We start from the raw sequence: 16,584 nt of genomic DNA on the forward strand, positions 1-16,584 counted from the left end.
ATAACGGATCAGGACGGGCAGAACCGATTGCGCTTGCGAATCAGACCATATTGATCCACTATTGCTTCTGCGGGACCGGGCCCCTCTGGCGCGGCGGTGCGATCATGGATTGCACGCCACGTGATGTCGGACCGCATCGGGTGTTTGCCGATGCTGCCGGTCCGGGTCCTCTCCCCCCACTCCCCGGCACGGACCAGAGCATTAGCGCACCCGATCGAACGCAACGTTCTGATCGAGGAGCATATGATGTCGAACAAGACCTTCCGCCTGCTGGAACGCCACCAGAAGCTGGACGCCCTGCTGCGCATGGCGCAGGGGCGGCGCTGGGCCGATCCCTATGAGATCGCGCGGATCAAGAAGCTGAAACTGATGGTCAAGGACCGGCTGGCGCAGCTTGCCCGCGGCGGACGCCGCGCGGCTAGAACTGCCGGATGACCGCCAGGAACTGGTCGCCATAGGCGTCCAGCTTGCGCGCACCGACCCCGCCGATCGCGGCCAGATCGCCGCGACTGGCGGGGCGGACCGCCGCCATTTCACGCAGCACGGCATCGTGGAAGATGACATAGGGCGGCACTCCCGCCTCCTGCGCCAGTTCGCGCCGCAGCGCGCGCAACGCATCGAACAAGGGATCGCCCACCGGATTGGGCGCACCGCCCCCGCCCTTGCGCCGCCGACCGCCGCTGCGTTCTGCCCGCTCGGCAATCACCAGGTCGAGCCGCGCCTCTCCCTTCAGCAACGCCCGTGCATCGCCGCCCAGCATCAGGCCGCCATGTTCGTTGGCGACCAGCGCGCCGCGCGCCTGCAGGGCCCGGCTCACCTGCTTCAGCAGCGGCGCTTCCTCGGCCGGAACAATGCCAAACACAGTCAATTGATCGTGCCCGCGCTGCATCACGCGTTCGTCGGCAACGCCGGTCAGCACTTTTTCCACGTGGCCGAAGCCGAACGCCTGCCCGGTACGATAGACCGCGCTGAGCAGCTTGCGCGCCAGCTCGGTGGCGTCGGTCACGCCCGGCGCGTTCAGGCAGTTGTCGCAGTTGCCGCATTGGGTGGGCGGGTTCTCGCCAAAGTGGCGCAGCAGCACGGCGCGGCGGCATTCGGCGGTTTCGACCAGCCCGGCCAGCGCATCCAGCCGCGCGCGTTCGCTCGCGCGGCGGTGCTCTTCCACTTCGCCCAGCCGCGCCCGTGCGCGCACGAAATCGTCCGGCCCCCACAGCATGATGGCCACCGAAGGATCGCCATCGCGCCCGGCGCGGCCGGTTTCCTGATAGTATCCCTCGATCGACTTGGGCAGCGCCGCGTGGGCGACGAAGCGCACATCGGGCTTGTCGATACCCATGCCGAAGGCGACGGTCGCCACCATCACCATGTCCTCGCTCGCCACGAAGGCGGCCTGGTTGCCCGCGCGCACTTCGGGCGCCAGCCCGGCGTGATAGGGCAGCACGGTGCGCCCCTCGCCCGCAAGCTGATCGGCCAGCCGCTCCACCTGCGCGCGTGTGGGCGCATAGACGATGCCGGGACCGGGGTTTTCGGCGAGCACCTGCTTCAGCTGGCGCAGCGGGTTGTCCCGCCCGCGAATGGCATAGCGGATGTTCGGCCGATCAAACCCGGCCACGATCAGACCATCATCGGGAATGCCGAGCTGCGCGAGGATGTCTGCCCGGGTGTGCCGGTCCGCCGTGGCCGTCAGCGCCAGCCGCGGAACATCCGGAAAGGCATCCATCAACGGGCGCAGCAGGCGGTAATCGGGGCGGAAATCGTGGCCCCATTCCGAGACGCAGTGCGCCTCGTCGATGGCAAACAGGCCGACCCGCCCCTGCGACAGCAGATCGCGGAAATGCGGCTGGCTGGCGCGTTCGGGCGCCACGTAGAGCAGGTCCAGCTCGCCGCGCAGGAAGCGTTCGATGGTCTGGCCGCGATCGGCATCGACGCTGGTCAGCGTGGCGGCGGCGATGCCGTTGGCTGTCGCCCCGCGCAGCTGGTCATGCATCAGCGCGATCAGGGGGGAGACGACGATGCAGGTGCCATCGAGCATCGTGGCTGGCAACTGGTAGGTCAGCGATTTGCCCGCGCCGGTCGGCATCACCGCCAGCGTGGACTGCCCTGCCAGCACACGCGCCACCACCTGTTCCTGCACGCCGCGGAAGGCGGGAAAACCGAACACCCGCGCCAGCGCGGCGCGCGCCTCGTCCATGTTCGCAAGCATATCGAAATCGGCCATCGCCTTTGCCCATGCCACACATGGGCGGCGGGTTACACCCGCCTTATCCGGTGATCACGTGCAGCCGGCTGATCCGGCTGGTCACGATCTTCCAGCCGTCCGCCTCCTTGCGGTAGGTTTCGTGATAGTGGCCCATGCCGTGCAGCGTCATCGTCTCGCCCGCCAGGTCCCAGATCTGGTCTTCCATGGCGATCACGCCGCGCGCCTCGGTATCGGACAGGATCTCGATCTCGTGGCAATGGCCGTGGTGCACGGTGCGCAGCGTCTCCACCGCCGCCTGCACGAAGGCGGCGATCTGATCGCCGCCACTGTGTGTCCACTGGTCTGCATCCGGGCCGGGTTCGAGGCTGAGCGAACAGCTGGCGTCAAAGCGCGCATCATCGGCAAAGACCTGGCGCAGCCCGACGAAGTCCTTGGTGTCCATGCAGCGGAAATAGCGTGCCTTCAGCTGCTTGATCTCCTCGATCGCGATCAGCCGCTGGATGGGGTCGATATCAGGCATGTCAGGCTCTCCCGGAGATGTTTGCCCGGAAGGCTAGCACGGCGATGCCGCCCCGCGCCCTCTGCTTTCGTTCAGGCGAGCAGCGACGCGAGCACGCCCGATGCCGCAGCCGTGCGTGCCAGCATCACGGTGAGCACGAGGGCCAGCACCGCCATCAGGCCCCAGAACCACGGGCCGAGAACCGTCACCCGCGCCGGATCGGCAGTGTCATACCACACTGGATAATAAAGGCTGGGCCGCCAGCCGCGATGCACCTGCCGCCGCACCACCGCGCGCTGCAGAAGCCCGTCGGCGGTGGTGAACTCCACGTCATCCTCGATCAGGCGGCTGTCCTCGCCATCGCGCCAGTTCCACCCGCGGGAGGTGAACATCGTCATGCCGAACGACCAGAAATCCTCGCGCTGCTGGCTTTCGGTATAATCGCTGCGCAGCACCCGCGCGGTGGCAGGGCGCCAACCGCCCAGCAGCCGCAGCGACTGCCATACGCAGAACACGAAGAACAGCCACGCCGCGAGCGTCGCCACGAGGATCAGATCAGCCATGGATGCGTGCTATCGCAGGCCGGGCTTAATTTTCCGCAAGCGCCGCCAGCTTCTCCTCAACGGCGGTGAAGGCGCTGTGCGCACCCTTGGGCGCAGCATCGGGCACGGCGGTGGTGAAGAAGGCCACGCCCTTGCCCGTCTTCGGATCGACCCACAGGCCCGAACGCAGGCCATAGGCTTCGCCCGAATGGCCGATACGCAGGCGGCCATCGCCGAACAGGTTGTCTGCACAGGGCGGCGGACCGCCTGCCAGCACATGCACCGCCAGGCCATAGGCGCAGTTCACCCCGCCCTGCCCGCCGCCTTCGTCCACGCCATTGGTGCCCGAGAAGCGCCATGCGGGCTGCACCAGTTCGGCAAAGCTGCGGCGCGAGAGGAAGCCTTTGCCGCCCCGCCCCAGCAGTTGCCCGATCCGCGCCAGGTCCCGCATCGAAATGCGCAGGCCACCCTGCGGGGAGAACAGGCCACCATTCCAGCCGGACACATAGGTGGACAGATCACAACCGCCGTCCCTGCCGGGCTGCACCGGGCAGGCGGGGACTGCACCTTTCAGGTCATCGCGCGCCACGCTGCCATCCGCACGATGGAGCACCACCGCGTGCGCCGCGCGCCCGGCACTGCACCCGCTCCAGTTGAAGCAGGCGTCCAGCCTCAGCGGCCGCAGCACGATGCGCTGCATAAGTGCATCGAACCGCTCGCCTGTCGCCGCCTCCATCACCGAGGCGATCACCGGGAAATTGAGATTGGTGTAGTGGAACCAGTCGCTGCCGGGGGCATGGGCCCTGTCCCACGCCCGGGGATCGGAAAGCCTTGCACGGACCGTGTCCCCCAACGGGATCAGGTAATCGGCATCGTCCACCAGGCTCGACCGGTGAGACAGCAACTGGCGCAGCGTGATCGGCACATCGGGAAAGGCGGGGTTGCGCAATCGCCAGCCGAGATAACCAGACACGTCACGATCCAGGTCCAGCACGCCCGCATCCACCAGCCGCATCACCCCCAGCGCGGTGACCAGTTTGGAGATCGAGGCGATGCGCACCGGATCGTCTGCGTTCACCTTGCGCCCGGTGGTACGGTCGGCCTCACCCTCGGCCAGGACGGTGCAGATATGGTGGCGATCGAACGCGATGGCCACCGATGCCGGCACGGCCTGCGCGCTGACCATTGCGGACGCGCAGGAGAGAATCCCAACCATTGCAACACTATACCATCGCGCCATCGGCATCAGTCTCCGGCCAGCAACCGCCCGCCGAGACTAGCAGGTTCCGCCCCGCTGTCGCCTGCCTTCAACGGATGCGAAACCGCCGGAATCCGCCACCCCTTAACCAAGGCAGGCCGCCGCCGTCCTCAGGTTACAGACCGGCGAGCCGTACCTCCTCCATCCACCTTGGACGGCCCGTCGGTCGCCCCGCCCTGTCCGTGGAGGATGACTTTGACCGAAGCCCTGACCCAGTGCTGGTTCACCCGCATCCACCTGCCCGAAAGGCACCGGCACAAGGAAGCCGACGGCTCCACCAGCAGCACCTGCCGCTATTGCCACAGGCCGATCGTCAGCTGGAGCAAGGACGCCTGGTCACTGGCCACGGGACTCGACGTCTCGCGCCTCGCCGCCACTGCTTCGGGCCGCTACCTCTGGCTGCATGATCGCGAGGCGGACTACGTCATCCATCGCTACACCGTGAAGCACCTGAACGACGAGGAAGCCATCGAGGCGTTCAAGGAACGGCTGCGCGCCGAATACAACCTTGACGATCCGGACACCACGCTGGTGCTGATGGACAGCCACCCGCCCAAGCGGAAGCGCCCTGTGCGCAAGGCCGGCGCCAAGGCGGGCAGATCGGGCCGCGGGATGTCAGACGCTTTCAGCTTCGTGTTACCGGGTAACCGTCAAATCGCTTGATCCGGCGCAGCGAGAAGCTGGATCGCATCGAGGAGACGCCCGGCAGCCGGGCCAGGCAATCGCGATGGATGCGGTCGTACTGGTCAAGGTCCCGCGCCGCCACGCGCAGGATATAATCCGCACTGCCGCTCATCAGGTGGCATTCCAGGATATCGTCGAAATCACCCACCGCACGCTCGAACCGGTCCATTGCCTCGCGGCTCTGGCTGGTCAGCGTGATCTCCACGAAAACCTCCACCGCCAGTCCCACCGCGCGGGGATCGATCCGTGCGGCATAGCCCGAGATCACCCCTTGTTCCTCAAGCGCACGGATGCGGCGGTGGCAGGCACTGGGCGACAGCGCCACCTTTTCCGCCACCTGTGCAATCGGCTGCGCCGAATCACGCTGCAGCGCTTCGATGATGGCGGCATCCGTGCGGTTCATGCAATTTTTTCCGATAAACTTGGTATTGATCAGGAAATATCGCCATTTTGGGCAATGGCAAAGCCCCATTTAGGTGAAACAGTGCACCCCATCGCGCGTATTCTGCATGGCATCACAGTTTGACGGGAGCAAAGCCATGCGTGTCGGTACAGTTCGCGAAATCAAGAACCACGAATACCGGGTCGGCCTGACCCCTGAATCCGCGCGCGAACTGGTCGCGCATGGCCATGAAGTGTGGGTGGAAAGCGGCGCCGGCAACGGCATCGGCGCAGGCGATGCGGACTATGAAGCCGCAGGTGCCACGATCAAGCCCGATGCCGCCACGATCTTCGCCGGGTGCGAGATGATCGTGAAGGTGAAGGAGCCGCAGGCTGTCGAACGCGCCCAGCTGCGCGAGGGCCAGGTTCTCTACACCTACCTCCACCTCGCGCCGGATCCGGAACAGACCGCCGACCTCGTGAAGAGCGGCGTGACCGCCATCGCCTATGAAACCGTCACCGGGCCGGGCAATGCCCTGCCGCTGCTCAAGCCGATGAGCCAGGTTGCCGGACGCATGTCGATCCAGGCCGGCGCCACCGCGCTGGAAAAGGCGAACGGCGGACGCGGCGTGCTGCTGGGCGGCGTGCCCGGCGTGCTGCCGGGCAAGGTCGTGGTGATCGGCGGCGGCGTGGTCGGCTTCAACGCCGCACAGATGGCGGTGGGCCTTGGCGCCGATGTGACGATCCTTGATCGTGATCCCAACGTGCTGGAACGGCTCGACAATCACTTTGAAGGCCGCGCCCGCACCCTGCATGCCGGCAAGGCCGCGCTGGCCGCGCTGGTGGCCGATGCGGACCTGGTGATCGGCGCGGTGCTGATCCCCGGCGCTGCCGCCCCCAAGCTGGTCACGCGGGACATGCTGGCCACGATGAACCCCGGCTCGGTGCTGGTGGACGTGGCGATCGACCAGGGTGGCTGCTTCGAGACCAGCCGGGCGACCACCCATGCCGAACCGACCTATGTGGTCGATGGCGTGGTCCACTATTGCGTGGCCAACATGCCGGGCGCAGTTGCGCGCACCAGCACCTATGCGCTCAACAACGTGACCCTGCCCCACGCGCTGCGCATTGCCGACCTGGGCTGGAAGGCCGCGCTTGCGGCCGATGCGCATCTCGCCGCAGGGCTCAACGTCCACGCCGGCAAGGTCGCCTATGAAGCCGTGGCCCGTGAACTCGGTTATGAATTTACGCCACTGGGGCAAATACTTGGCTGAGTTTACCCGACGCTAAACAGGCGGGGGATAGTCAGGATTCATGACTGCCCCCGTGCGCATGGTTCTGATGCTGCTCGTGGCGCTTGCCGGATTGATGCCGGCAGGCGCCCTTGCGCATCCGTTGACGGTGCGCGAGCAATGCCATGCCGAAGCCTCCGCCCAGGAATCCTACGCCTCGGTCAGCCTCGATCCACGCCGCTGGACCTGCTCCGCCGACAACTACAGCATCGATTCAGAGGTGGTCTTCATCCGGTTCCGCCTGGATCAGACCAGCCCCTTGCCGGCCAGCTTCGTCACCCATGCCGCCACCTTCGCCCGCGTGGACCTCGCCGTGCTGGACCGCGACGGTACCATGCGCAGCCTCAGCTATCCTGAACGAGAGGCGCGCCACCTCGGCTCCGGGCCGGTCGTATCGGTGCAGTTGCCGCCGGTTACCAGGAACAGCGAATGGGTGGTCGCCCGCATCACCGGGCCGTGGTCGAAGACCGTGGTCAGTCAGGCCCGGCTGGACGACGACCCCGAAGGCACCGGCTGGGACCTGGGCGAGATCGTCGCCATGGCGATGATTTGCGGGATGCTGGTGCTGCCCCTGCTGTTCAACGGCGGCTTCTATGTGATCCTGCGCCAGCAATACGTGCTCTGGCACCTCGTGCTGATCACGGCCATGCTGCTGCAGGCGCTGGTCGGCACCGGCTTCATCCACCTGATCGCGGACCTGCCGACCTTTGCCGAAGGGGCCGTATCCACGTTCTGCTACGGCACGATCGGAGCGAGCGCGCTGATGTTCACGGGCACGTTCCTTGAACCGCATGCGCTTGACCGCGCGGTCCAGCGCGGGCTGCGGCTGACAGCGGCTGCCGTCTTCGGCATCGGCGCGTTCACGATGCTGCCGTTCAATGCGCTGCGCCTGTGGTCCACGCTGGCGATCTACCTTGCCATGATCGCCACCATCGTGATGCTGGTGACGGCGCAGGTCCACGCATGGCGGCGCGGCAGCAACCTCGTCTGGTTCCAGATCGCGGGCTGGACGCCTACAGTCCTCGTCGGGGTGTGGCGCATCGGGTGCTATCTGTTCCCCGCAGGGCATCCGACCGATTCCATCGTCCCCTATGAACTCTCGCTCGCGGTGGAAGTCGTCGCCAGTTCGATCGGCATCATCAGCCGCATCGTGGTGCTGCGCCGCGAACGCGACGACGCCACCGCGCTGGCGCAGGAGCTTGAGGGCGAGGCCCGGCGCGACCCCCTTACCGGGCTGTGGAACCGCCACGCAATCGAAGCGCGTTTCCGCGATCTGGTGCGCGATGGCTTCCGCACCATGGCGGTGATCGATCTCGATCACTTCAAGGCGGTGAACGACAGCCACGGGCACGACGTGGGCGACAAGGTGCTGAAGGCAGCCGCCGGCGCGCTGGTGTTCGATGCCGATACCCGCGCCATCCGCATGGGCGGCGAGGAATTCCTGCTGCTGCTGCGTGGCCCCGATTCGGCGGAGCGCGCCGAGCGCTGCCGCCGCGCCATAACCACCCGCGTCGCCGCCGGCGTTCCGGGGCTGGACCGCATGGTCACCGCCAGCATGGGGCTGGTCGAACATGATCCGCGCGGGGCGCTGCAGGCGGATTTCGCCACGCTTTATCGCCAGTGCGACAAGCTGCTCTATGAAGCCAAGCGCCTGGGCCGAAACCGCACAATGCGCGAAAAGATGACCAGCTTCGCCCCGGACGCAGCGTTGGCGATCTAGGGCAGGAAAGGCGCCGCGATCTCGGGCGTCACCCGCTGCAGCCGTCCGCTCGCCCGGTCGATCAAAGCCCAGGTGGTGCGTGCGCTGACGATCGCCTTGCCGCCGGTATCGCGGAAATCCACCCGCCGGTCGAACCGCGCGCCGATCGGCCCTTCGGGAATGAAAGTCTCGGCGGTCACACTCTCGCCCTCGCGGATGTTGCCGCGGTAATCGATCTCGTGCCGCGTCACCACCCAGACATAGGCCGCCTTGTGCGCCTCGCTCGCCACCGCCTCCCAATGCGCGACGGCGATCGCCTCCATCCACTGCACCCACACGGCGTTGTTCACATGGCCCAGCTCGTCGATGTGCTCGGGGCCTGCGGTGAAGGTCAACGAATGGCGGTTGGTCAAAGCCTGTTCCTCACGCCGGCACGCCCAGCTGCCACAGGATGAAGGCGAATTCCTCGGCGGTTTCCTTCAGCGATTCGAACCGGCCTGACTTGCCGCCATGCCCTGCGCCCATGTTGGTCTTGAGCAGCAGCTCGCTGTCGCAGGTCTTCACTTCGCGCAGCTTCGCCACCCATTTGGCCGGCTCCCAATAGGTCACGCGCGGATCGTTCAGGCCTGCGGTCACCAGCATCGGCGGATAGGCCTGCGGCTTGACCTGGTCATAGGGCGAATAGGACCGAATCAGCTCGAATGCCGCCGCATCCTCGATCGGGTTGCCCCATTCGGGCCACTCTCCGGGGGTCAGCGGCAGGCTCTCGTCCAGCATGGTGTTGAGCACGTCGACAAAGGGCACGTGCGCCGCCACTGCGCCCCACAGGCCTGGATCGGAATTGACCACCGCGCCCATCAGCTCGCCTCCTGCCGATCCGCCCGCGATGGCGATCTTGCCCTCTGCGGTGAAGCCGCGCTCCACCAGCCCCTTCGCCACATCGACGAAATCGTTAAAGGTGTTGGTGCGCTTTTCCAGCTTGCCGTCCTTGTACCAGCGGCGGCCCATGTCGTCGCCACCACGAATATGCGCGATGGCATAGGCGAAGCCGCGGTCGACAAGACTCAGCCGCGTGGTGGAAAAGCCCGGCCCGATGGCGATGCCATAGGCACCATAGCCATAGAGATAGAGCGGCCCACCCTGCTCGCGGCCCTTGCGCCACACCACCGAGACCGGGATGGCCGTGCCATCGCGTGCAGTGATCTCAAGCCGCGCGGATTCATAAAGCGAAGCATCATACCCGCTGGGGATTTCCTGCGTCTTCAGCAGCTCCAGCCGCCGCTCCGCCACGTGATAGTCATAGGTAGACGCGGGGCTGACCATCGATTCATAGCTGATGCGCAGCTTTTCCATCGCCCATTCGGGGTTGTCCCCCAGCGAGGCTTCGTAACTCGCTTCCGGGAAGGCGATGGGCTCCACCCGCGCAGGCTCGTCGTAGTATCGCACCTCGATCCGGTCGAGCCCGCGCACCCGGCCTTCCACCACATAGAAATCGCGAAACAGATCGAACCCCGTCAGGTAGAAATCGTCGCTGCCCTCGATCAGGGTGGACCATTCGCCGGGCTGCGCCAGCGGTGCGGTCGCCAGCCGGAAGTTCTCATGGCTGTCGTTGGTATGGATGTAGAGCACGCCCTCGCGCTCATCGACGTCATACTCCACGCCCACCTGCCGTTCCCGCACCAGGATGGGCGTGGCAAGCGGATCGGCGGCGGGAATCAGCCGCACTTCACTGGTCTCGTGATCGCCGGTGGAGATCACCACCCACTTCTCGTTGGCAGAAAGCCCGGCAGACACGCGGAAGCCCTCGTCGTCCTCGTGATAGAGTTCGACGTCGTCCGACAGCGGCTTGCCCAGCCAGTGCAGCCGGGCATTGTCGGTCCGCCAGTTCTCGTTGGCGAGGCTGTAGATCAGCGCGCTGTCGTCCGCGACCCATACGAGACCCGAGAGCGTGCCCGGAATCTCGTCGGCCAGCACTTCGCCTGTGGCGATCACCTTTACCCGCGCGGTGAAGCGTTCCGATCCGTTGTCATCCACCGACCACGCCAGCAGCTTGCCATTGGCGGAAACAGAGATCGCGCCCAGCCGGAAATATTCCTTGCCCTCGGCCAGCGCCACTTCGTCAAGGATCAGTTCGTCCGCGCTGCCATCATCGGGGGTGCCCACCGGGCGGCGCCACCACTTCTTGTATTCCGCCCCTTCCTCGTACTCGATCCAGTAGAGGAACGCGCCGTCCTTCTGCGGCACCGACTTGTCCGCTTCCTTGATCCGTGCACGCATTTCCTTGAACAGCGCATCGATCGTCGGCTGCTGCGGCTTCATCCGCGCCTCGAACCAGGCGTTCTCGGCTTCCAGGTGCGCCAGCACCGCCTTGTCGGTCACTTCCGGGTAACCGGGATCGCGCAACCAGGCGTAATCATCGGTCACGGTCACGCCATGACGGGTGAAGCTGTGCGGCTTCTTCGCGGCGAGCGGAGGTGTTGCGGGGACGGGAGCGACAGGAGGGGTGTTATCGGCCATCACCCGCATCTATGTTGCAGCTGTAACCACCGCAACCCGGACTCGCAGATCCCATGCTGATGAACACGCACGAAGCCCGCGTCGACGCCCTGCGAAAGGAGCTGGCCCGCCAGAACCTCGACGGCTTCGTCATCCCCATCTCCGACGAGCACATGAGCGAATATGTCGGCGCCTATGCCCAGCGGCTCGAATGGCTGACCGGCTTCGGCGGATCGGCCGGCAGCGCCGTGGTGCTGAAGGATGAGGCGGCGATCTTCGTCGACGGGCGCTATACCCTGCAGGTGCGCGAACAGGTCGATGGCCGGCTCTTCGCCTACGAATCCGTACCGCAGACCAGCGTGGCCGCATGGCTGGGCGAACATGCGCCCGAAGGCGCGCGCATCGGCTACGACGCATGGCTGCATTCCAAGGGCTGGGCCGAAAGCGCGGCCCGCGCCTTGGCCGCCCGCAACGCCACGCTGGTGGCGGTGGAGCGCAACCCCATCGACGCGATCTGGCAGGACCGGCCGCAGCCCTCGCTCGCCCCCGCCGTCCCCCACGCCAGCGAGGTCGCGGGCCGGAGCGCGACCGACAAGCGCGCCGAAGTGGCCGAATGGCTCGCCACCAAGGGCCATGACGCCGCCGTCATCTCCGCGCTCGATTCGGTGGCGTGGCTGCTCAACATCCGGGGCGAGGACGTCTCGCGCACGCCGGTCGCGCTCTCGTTCGTGCTCGCCCATGCCGATGGCACCGCAGACCTGTTCATCGCCCCCGAAAAGGTCACGCCTGACCTTGTCGCGCACCTCGGCAACGCGGTGCGGGTGCAGCCGCGCGAGGCCTTCGTCCCCATGCTTCAGGGCCTGGCCGGCAAGACCGTGGCGGTCGACCCGGAACGCGCCGTCGCCGCGATCTGGAAGGCGCTGGAGGATGCCGGCGCGAAGACCGTGGCGGTCACCGATCCCACGGTGCTGCCCAAGGCGATCAAGAACCCGGTCGAACAGGCCGGCCACCGCGCCGCGCAGGCGCGTGACGGGGCGGCCATCTCGCGCTTCCTTCACTGGCTGTCGGTCGCCGCGCCCAAGGGTGGCGAGACCGAACTCTCCGCCGCCGCCGCCCTGCAGGCGGAGCGCGAGAAGACCGGCCAGCTGCGCGATCTGTCGTTCGACACCATCTCCGCCGCCGGGCCCAACGGGGCCAGCCCGCACTACAAGGTGGACGAGCACACCAACCGCCCGATCGAGCCGAACAGCGTCTACCTCGTCGATTCGGGCGGCCAGTATCTCGATGGCACCACCGACATCACCCGCACCGTGTGGATCGGCCCCGATGCGCCGCCAGCCGAAGTGAAGGACCGCTTCACCCGCGTGCTGAAGGGCCACATCGCGCTGGCCCGCGCCGTGTTCCCGCGCGGCACCAACGGCAGCCAGCTCGATACCCTCGCGCGCCAGTTCCTTTGGTCCGCCGGGCTCGATTACGCGCACGGCACCGGCCATGGCGTGGGCAGCTTCCTCGCGGTGCACGAAGGGCCGCAGCGCATCGCCAAGGCCAGCGGCGGGCAGGCTGGCACCGGGCAGGAGCTGCTGCCCGGCATGATTCTCTCCAACGAGCCGGGCTATTACAAGGCCGGCGAATACGGCATCCGCATCGAAAACCTGATCCTGGTCGAGGACCGCCGGATCGAAGGCGCGGACGGCGCGTACATGGGCTTCGAAACGCTCACCTTCGCTCCCATCGATCGCACTCTGGTGGACCTGTCCCTGCTCACCGGCGAGGAGCGTGGATGGTGGAACGACTATCATGCGCAAGTCCGGGCCCTGCTCGCGCCCCAGCTTGCGGGCGATGACCTGGCCTGGCTGGAGACGGCCTGCGCCCCGCTTTGACGGCACATTTGTTCATGATATGTTCCGTAGATCGACTCGGATGAAAGGAACACGTCATGATCGGATACATCACGCTCGGCACCAATGATCTCGCTCGCGGGGCCGCCTTCTATGACGCCCTGGCCGCTGAACTCGGCGTGGGGCGCATGATGGAATGGGACCACGCAATTGCCTGGGGCACGCCCGGCGGCAGCGCGGGCATCGGGCTGACGCGCCCATTCGATAGCGGCCCTGCCACGGTCGGCAACGGCGTGATGGTCGCGCTCGAGGCAAAGGATGCCGAACAGGTGCAGCGGCTCCATGCCATCGCGCTGGCCCATGGTGGCGTGTGTGAAGGTGCGCCCGGTCCGCGCGGCGAGGGCGGCGGGTTCTACGCCGCCTATTTCCGTGATCCGGACGGCAACAAGCTCAACGCCTTCGTCATGGGCTGATGCAAAGGTTCGCGACAAACTGCGACAAAGTTTCACCCCTCGCGGCATAGTTGCGCGACAATCGGCACCTATATCGTTGGTCAAGGAAGTCGCGGGGCGGCCTGATCCAGTCCCCCCTTGAAATCTGGCCACCAAACCGGCGGGTCATTCCCCTCCCCCTGTGCCCGCCGGGGCAGCTCCGCGGCTTTCTCCCCCCTTTCCCCGAGGACTGACCACGATGAGGAAGTTCACACTCGCCGCCACTGCCGCGATCCTGGCAACGGCAGGCACCGCCGCTTATGTCGCCTCCCCCGCCTATGCCCAGATGGCGGGCGGAAAGGGTTGGGATCGCAACGCCACGATCACCTGGGCCGATGCCAAGGCCAAGGCCGATGCGGCATGGACGCGCCTTGACGTCAACGGCGATGGCAAGCTCGACCAGGCCGACCGCGACTCCAGGATGGGCCAGATGTTCGACCGGATCGACACAAACCACGATGGTTCGATCAGCCGCAACGAGTTCATGGCCCATCACAAGGGCATGATGGACCATGGCAAGCCGGGCGCGATGCCGCCCCCGCCCCCGGGCGAAGGACCGATGGCGGGCAAGGGCCATGGCTGGCGTCATGGCGGCCCCGGCGGAATGGGGCCAGACCACGGCGCGATGGCCATGCTCGGGATGGCCGATACGAACCACGATGGCGCCGTCAGCCGCGCCGAATACGACGATTCGATAAAGGCCATGTTCGACAAGGCTGATGCCAACCATGATGGCAAGGTCACACCCGAGGAACGGCGTGCCGCGATGATGCAGATGCACGGCCGCATGGGCGGCCCGGGCGGGCAGATGAACGGCGGCATGGGTCGCGGCCTTGGCGGCGACATGATTCCACCCCCGCCTCCGGGCGATGACGGCGAGTGAGCCGAAGCGCCTGCGTGATTTGAAACCCAGCGCCATTTTCGGCTAGGACCGGGGCCGATGACCGAAACCACTGCCACCCGCATCCTGCTTGTCGACGACGAAGCTGCGCTGCGCGAACCCCTGGCGGACTACCTCGTCCGCCAGGGGTTCGGCGTGACCCAGGCCGGCAGCGCGGCGGAAGCCCGCGGCCTCATCGCCGAGGAGAGCTTCGACCTCGTGCTGCTCGACATCATGATGCCGGGCGAAGATGGCCTGTCGCTGTGCCGGCACCTTGCGGAAACGCGCCACCTCCCGGTCATCTTCATCACCGCAAAGGGTGAAGCGACCGACCGCATCGTCGGGCTGGAAATCGGCGGCGACGACTATGTGGTAAAGCCCTTCGATCCGCGCGAACTGGTTGCCCGTATCCGCAGTGTGCTGCGCCGTGCCGGTCGCGCCGTGCCCGATGAGGGCGAGGCGGTGTGCTTCGAATTTGAAGGCTGGCGGCTCGATCCGCTCAAGCGCCGCCTGACCGATGGCGAAGGTGCGGTCGTGGCCATTTCCTCGGCCGAGTTTCGCCTGCTCATGGCCTTCCTTGAACATCCACGCCAGGTGCTCGACCGCGACCGTCTGCTCGACATGGTGCAGGGCCGCGAGGCGCACCTGTTCGACCGCGCGGTGGACAACCAGATCAGCCGCCTGCGTCGCAAGATCGAGGTGGACAGCCGCAACCCGCAGATGATCCAGACCGTCTGGGGTGGCGGCTACATGCTTGCTGCCGAAGTCCGCAAGGTGCCGGCGCGCGCGTGATGGCCACGCCGCCCCATTCCTCGCGCATGCCGCAGGTTCCGCGCAGCCTGCAGGGCCAGATCATGCTGGCCATCGCCGTCGCGCTGCTTGTGGCGCAGGGCATTTCCGCCGCGCTGATCTGGCGGGCCCAGCATGAACGGCACATGATGGGGCTGGTCAACGCCGCCGCCTTCCGTCTGATCGGTGATCGCATGCTGCCGGCCACGCCGGCAGAAGGGCGCGGTCGGCGCCGCCCTCCACTGCCTGACGACGGCTTTCGCCTGCCGCGCCCGCTGCGGCTCCAGATCACCTCCGCCTCGCCATGGCAGGATGGGGACCGCCGGCGCGAGGACATCGAATCCGAACTGCACGAGGTATTCGAGGCGCAGGGCGTGGCCTCGGGCGAACTGCTGGTGATCCAGCGCGATCCGCATCGCGATCCTGTGATCGACGATTGGCTGGAACAGACGCGCCGTCGCTTCGAACGGCTCGGCTGGTGGGAAGGCCAGCCGACTTTGGTGATCGCCGCCGTCCGCCGTGGCGATGGTCAATGGCTGGCGGCGCGCTTGATCGTGCCTGCAACCGAACGACACGTCCTGCTCTCGCTCATGGGGCAGACGATCCTGCTCTACTTCGTGCTTATCGGTGCGGTGGCGCTGATCCTGCGCCGCATCGTTCGCCCGCTCAAGGCGTTGACCCGGCGGGTCGAGGTCTTCGCCCGCGAACGCAGCCTCGATGGTCAGCTCGTGCCTGAAGGTCCGGAGGACGTGCGCCACCTGGTGGAGGCGCACAACCAGATGGAAGGCCGCATCGCCGCGCTGCTCGATGAAAAGGACGTGATGCTCGGCGCCATCGGGCATGACCTGAAGACCCCGCTCGCCGCCCTGCGCGTGCGCATCGAGGCGGTGGACGACGACGCCGAGCGCGGGAAGATGGCCGCCACCATCGAGGACATCAACCGCTCGCTCGACGACATCCTCTCGCTTGCTCGCGTCGGCCGCCCCACCGACCCGGTCGAAGCCACCGAGCTTTCCGCGCTCATCTCTGACGTGGTTGGCGAATACGAGGACATGGGCGACGACGTCACCCTGCTTGATACCCAGCGCATGGTCGGCCGCGTCCGCGCCACCTGGCTGCGCCGCGCGCTGCGCAACCTTGTCTCCAACGCCCTGCGCTATGGCACTCGCGCCCGCGTGGCCCTCGTCCGACAAGGCGATTGGGCGGTGCTGACCGTGGAAGATGATGGCCCCGGCATCCCGGAAAGCGAGATCGCGCGGATGATGGAGCCGTTCAACCGGCTCGAGAGCTCGCGCAACAGCGGCACCGGCGGTGCCGGCCTTGGCCTTACCCTCGCGCGCGCCATTGCCGATCAGCACGGCGGCGCGCTGATCGTGGCCAACCGCATCGAAGGCGGCGCGGTGCGCGGCCTCGTCGCCACGCTGCGCCTGCCGCTCGCCTGAACCTTCCCGCCCGCGCCCTCCCGCAAAGGCTCTCGCCACGCCCGGGATTGGTTGCTAGTGCAACCGCCTTCGCCGCATGCGCGGCCCAGTCTC

The 16,584-nt window shown here is 66.7% G+C and carries 16 protein-coding genes; 9 read left to right on the forward strand and 7 right to left on the reverse strand.

Going from position 1 to position 16,584, the window contains the following annotated elements:
- Positions 1–246 precede the first annotated feature (246 nt).
- Entirely contained in the window at positions 247–435 is a 189-nt protein-coding gene (locus POM99_RS08100) for an HP1242/YdcH family protein (protein WP_277276558.1), read from the forward strand.
- On the opposite strand, the gene recQ is transcribed toward POM99_RS08100, so the two are convergent.
- The 4 genes from recQ to POM99_RS08120 form a co-directional block, all read right to left on the reverse strand.
- Complete coding sequence (recQ, locus tag POM99_RS08105) at positions 419–2,218, reverse strand: DNA helicase RecQ (RefSeq protein WP_277276560.1); 1,800 nt, start codon at positions 2,216–2,218, stop codon at positions 419–421. The genes POM99_RS08100 and recQ overlap by 17 nt on opposite strands.
- A 43-nt stretch (positions 2,219–2,261) precedes the next feature.
- Complete coding sequence (locus POM99_RS08110; RefSeq protein WP_277276562.1) at positions 2,262–2,720, reverse strand: nuclear transport factor 2 family protein; 459 nt, start codon at positions 2,718–2,720, stop codon at positions 2,262–2,264.
- Between the two features lie 71 nt (positions 2,721–2,791).
- Entirely contained in the window at positions 2,792–3,262 is a 471-nt protein-coding gene (locus tag POM99_RS08115) for a DUF3592 domain-containing protein (RefSeq protein ID WP_277276564.1), read from the reverse strand.
- A gap of 25 nt (positions 3,263–3,287) precedes the next feature.
- Positions 3,288–4,427 (reverse strand): serine hydrolase domain-containing protein, encoded by a 1,140-nt coding sequence (locus POM99_RS08120; RefSeq protein WP_277276566.1) that lies wholly within the window; start codon positions 4,425–4,427, stop codon positions 3,288–3,290.
- A 267-nt stretch (positions 4,428–4,694) separates the two neighbouring features.
- Between POM99_RS08120 and POM99_RS08125 the strand changes: the two genes are divergently transcribed.
- Positions 4,695–5,162, forward strand: coding sequence for a hypothetical protein (locus POM99_RS08125; RefSeq protein WP_277276568.1), 468 nt, complete (start codon positions 4,695–4,697; stop codon positions 5,160–5,162).
- On the opposite strand, the gene POM99_RS08130 is transcribed toward POM99_RS08125, so the two are convergent.
- Positions 5,125–5,586: an Lrp/AsnC family transcriptional regulator gene (locus tag POM99_RS08130; RefSeq protein ID WP_277276570.1), complete on the reverse strand. Its 462-nt coding sequence runs from the start codon at positions 5,584–5,586 to the stop codon at positions 5,125–5,127. The genes POM99_RS08125 and POM99_RS08130 overlap by 38 nt on opposite strands.
- A 136-nt stretch (positions 5,587–5,722) precedes the next feature.
- Between POM99_RS08130 and ald the strand changes: the two genes are divergently transcribed.
- Positions 5,723–6,838 (forward strand): alanine dehydrogenase, encoded by a 1,116-nt coding sequence (gene ald / locus POM99_RS08135; RefSeq protein ID WP_277276572.1) that lies wholly within the window; start codon positions 5,723–5,725, stop codon positions 6,836–6,838.
- Between the two features lie 40 nt (positions 6,839–6,878).
- A complete protein-coding gene (locus POM99_RS08140; protein WP_277276574.1) occupies positions 6,879–8,576 on the forward strand; it encodes a GGDEF domain-containing protein in 1,698 nt (565 codons plus the stop codon).
- On the opposite strand, the gene POM99_RS08145 is transcribed toward POM99_RS08140, so the two are convergent.
- Together POM99_RS08145 and POM99_RS08150 are read right to left on the reverse strand one after the other, a co-directional pair.
- Positions 8,573–8,968: an acyl-CoA thioesterase gene (locus POM99_RS08145; protein ID WP_277276577.1), complete on the reverse strand. Its 396-nt coding sequence runs from the start codon at positions 8,966–8,968 to the stop codon at positions 8,573–8,575. The two genes, POM99_RS08140 and POM99_RS08145, sit on opposite strands and share 4 nt — an antisense overlap.
- Before the next feature lie 10 nt (positions 8,969–8,978).
- Positions 8,979–11,081 carry a S9 family peptidase gene (locus POM99_RS08150; protein WP_277276579.1) on the reverse strand — a complete coding sequence of 701 codons (2,103 nt, stop codon included), beginning with the start codon at positions 11,079–11,081 and terminating at the stop codon, positions 8,979–8,981.
- A 44-nt stretch (positions 11,082–11,125) separates the two neighbouring features.
- Here POM99_RS08150 and POM99_RS08155 point away from each other — a divergent pair, with 44 nt between their 5' ends.
- The 5 genes from POM99_RS08155 (at position 11,126) to POM99_RS08175 (ending at position 16,491) form a co-directional block, all read left to right on the forward strand.
- The gene (locus POM99_RS08155) at positions 11,126–12,931 is read left to right on the forward strand and encodes an aminopeptidase P family protein (RefSeq protein WP_277276581.1); all 1,806 of its coding nucleotides are present in this window, start codon (positions 11,126–11,128) and stop codon (positions 12,929–12,931) included.
- Positions 12,932–12,987: 56 nt separating this feature from the next.
- Positions 12,988–13,362 (forward strand): VOC family protein, encoded by a 375-nt coding sequence (locus tag POM99_RS08160; protein WP_277276583.1) that lies wholly within the window; start codon positions 12,988–12,990, stop codon positions 13,360–13,362.
- Positions 13,363–13,579: 217 nt separating this feature from the next.
- On the forward strand, positions 13,580–14,263 hold the full coding sequence (locus POM99_RS08165) for an EF-hand domain-containing protein (protein WP_277276584.1): 684 nt from the start codon (positions 13,580–13,582) through the stop codon (positions 14,261–14,263).
- A gap of 57 nt (positions 14,264–14,320) precedes the next feature.
- Entirely contained in the window at positions 14,321–15,052 is a 732-nt protein-coding gene (locus POM99_RS08170; RefSeq protein ID WP_277276586.1) for a response regulator, read from the forward strand.
- Positions 15,052–16,491: a sensor histidine kinase gene (locus POM99_RS08175; protein ID WP_277276588.1), complete on the forward strand. Its 1,440-nt coding sequence runs from the start codon at positions 15,052–15,054 to the stop codon at positions 16,489–16,491. The genes POM99_RS08170 and POM99_RS08175 overlap by 1 nt, the downstream gene beginning before the upstream one ends.
- Positions 16,492–16,584 lie beyond the last annotated feature (93 nt).

It is taken from the genome of Novosphingobium cyanobacteriorum (genome assembly GCF_029436685.1).
Lineage (GTDB): Bacteria > Pseudomonadota > Alphaproteobacteria > Sphingomonadales > Sphingomonadaceae > Novosphingobium > Novosphingobium cyanobacteriorum.

Coding starts and splice junctions, on each gene's coding strand:
- POM99_RS08100 (WP_277276558.1), top strand. CDS start 247: ATGTCGAACAAGACCTTCCGCCTGCTGGAACGCCACCAGAAGCTGGAC.
- recQ (WP_277276560.1), bottom strand. CDS start 2,218: ATGGCCGATTTCGATATGCTTGCGAACATGGACGAGGCGCGCGCCGCG.
- POM99_RS08110 (WP_277276562.1), bottom strand. CDS start 2,720: ATGCCTGATATCGACCCCATCCAGCGGCTGATCGCGATCGAGGAGATC.
- POM99_RS08115 (WP_277276564.1), bottom strand. CDS start 3,262: ATGGCTGATCTGATCCTCGTGGCGACGCTCGCGGCGTGGCTGTTCTTC.
- POM99_RS08120 (WP_277276566.1), bottom strand. CDS start 4,427: ATGGTCAGCGCGCAGGCCGTGCCGGCATCGGTGGCCATCGCGTTCGAT.
- POM99_RS08130 (WP_277276570.1), bottom strand. CDS start 5,586: ATGAACCGCACGGATGCCGCCATCATCGAAGCGCTGCAGCGTGATTCG.
- ald (WP_277276572.1), top strand. CDS start 5,723: ATGCGTGTCGGTACAGTTCGCGAAATCAAGAACCACGAATACCGGGTC.
- POM99_RS08140 (WP_277276574.1), top strand. CDS start 6,879: ATGACTGCCCCCGTGCGCATGGTTCTGATGCTGCTCGTGGCGCTTGCC.
- POM99_RS08150 (WP_277276579.1), bottom strand. CDS start 11,081: ATGCGGGTGATGGCCGATAACACCCCTCCTGTCGCTCCCGTCCCCGCA.
- POM99_RS08155 (WP_277276581.1), top strand. CDS start 11,126: ATGCTGATGAACACGCACGAAGCCCGCGTCGACGCCCTGCGAAAGGAG.
- POM99_RS08160 (WP_277276583.1), top strand. CDS start 12,988: ATGATCGGATACATCACGCTCGGCACCAATGATCTCGCTCGCGGGGCC.
- POM99_RS08165 (WP_277276584.1), top strand. CDS start 13,580: ATGAGGAAGTTCACACTCGCCGCCACTGCCGCGATCCTGGCAACGGCA.
- POM99_RS08170 (WP_277276586.1), top strand. CDS start 14,321: ATGACCGAAACCACTGCCACCCGCATCCTGCTTGTCGACGACGAAGCT.
- POM99_RS08175 (WP_277276588.1), top strand. CDS start 15,052: ATGGCCACGCCGCCCCATTCCTCGCGCATGCCGCAGGTTCCGCGCAGC.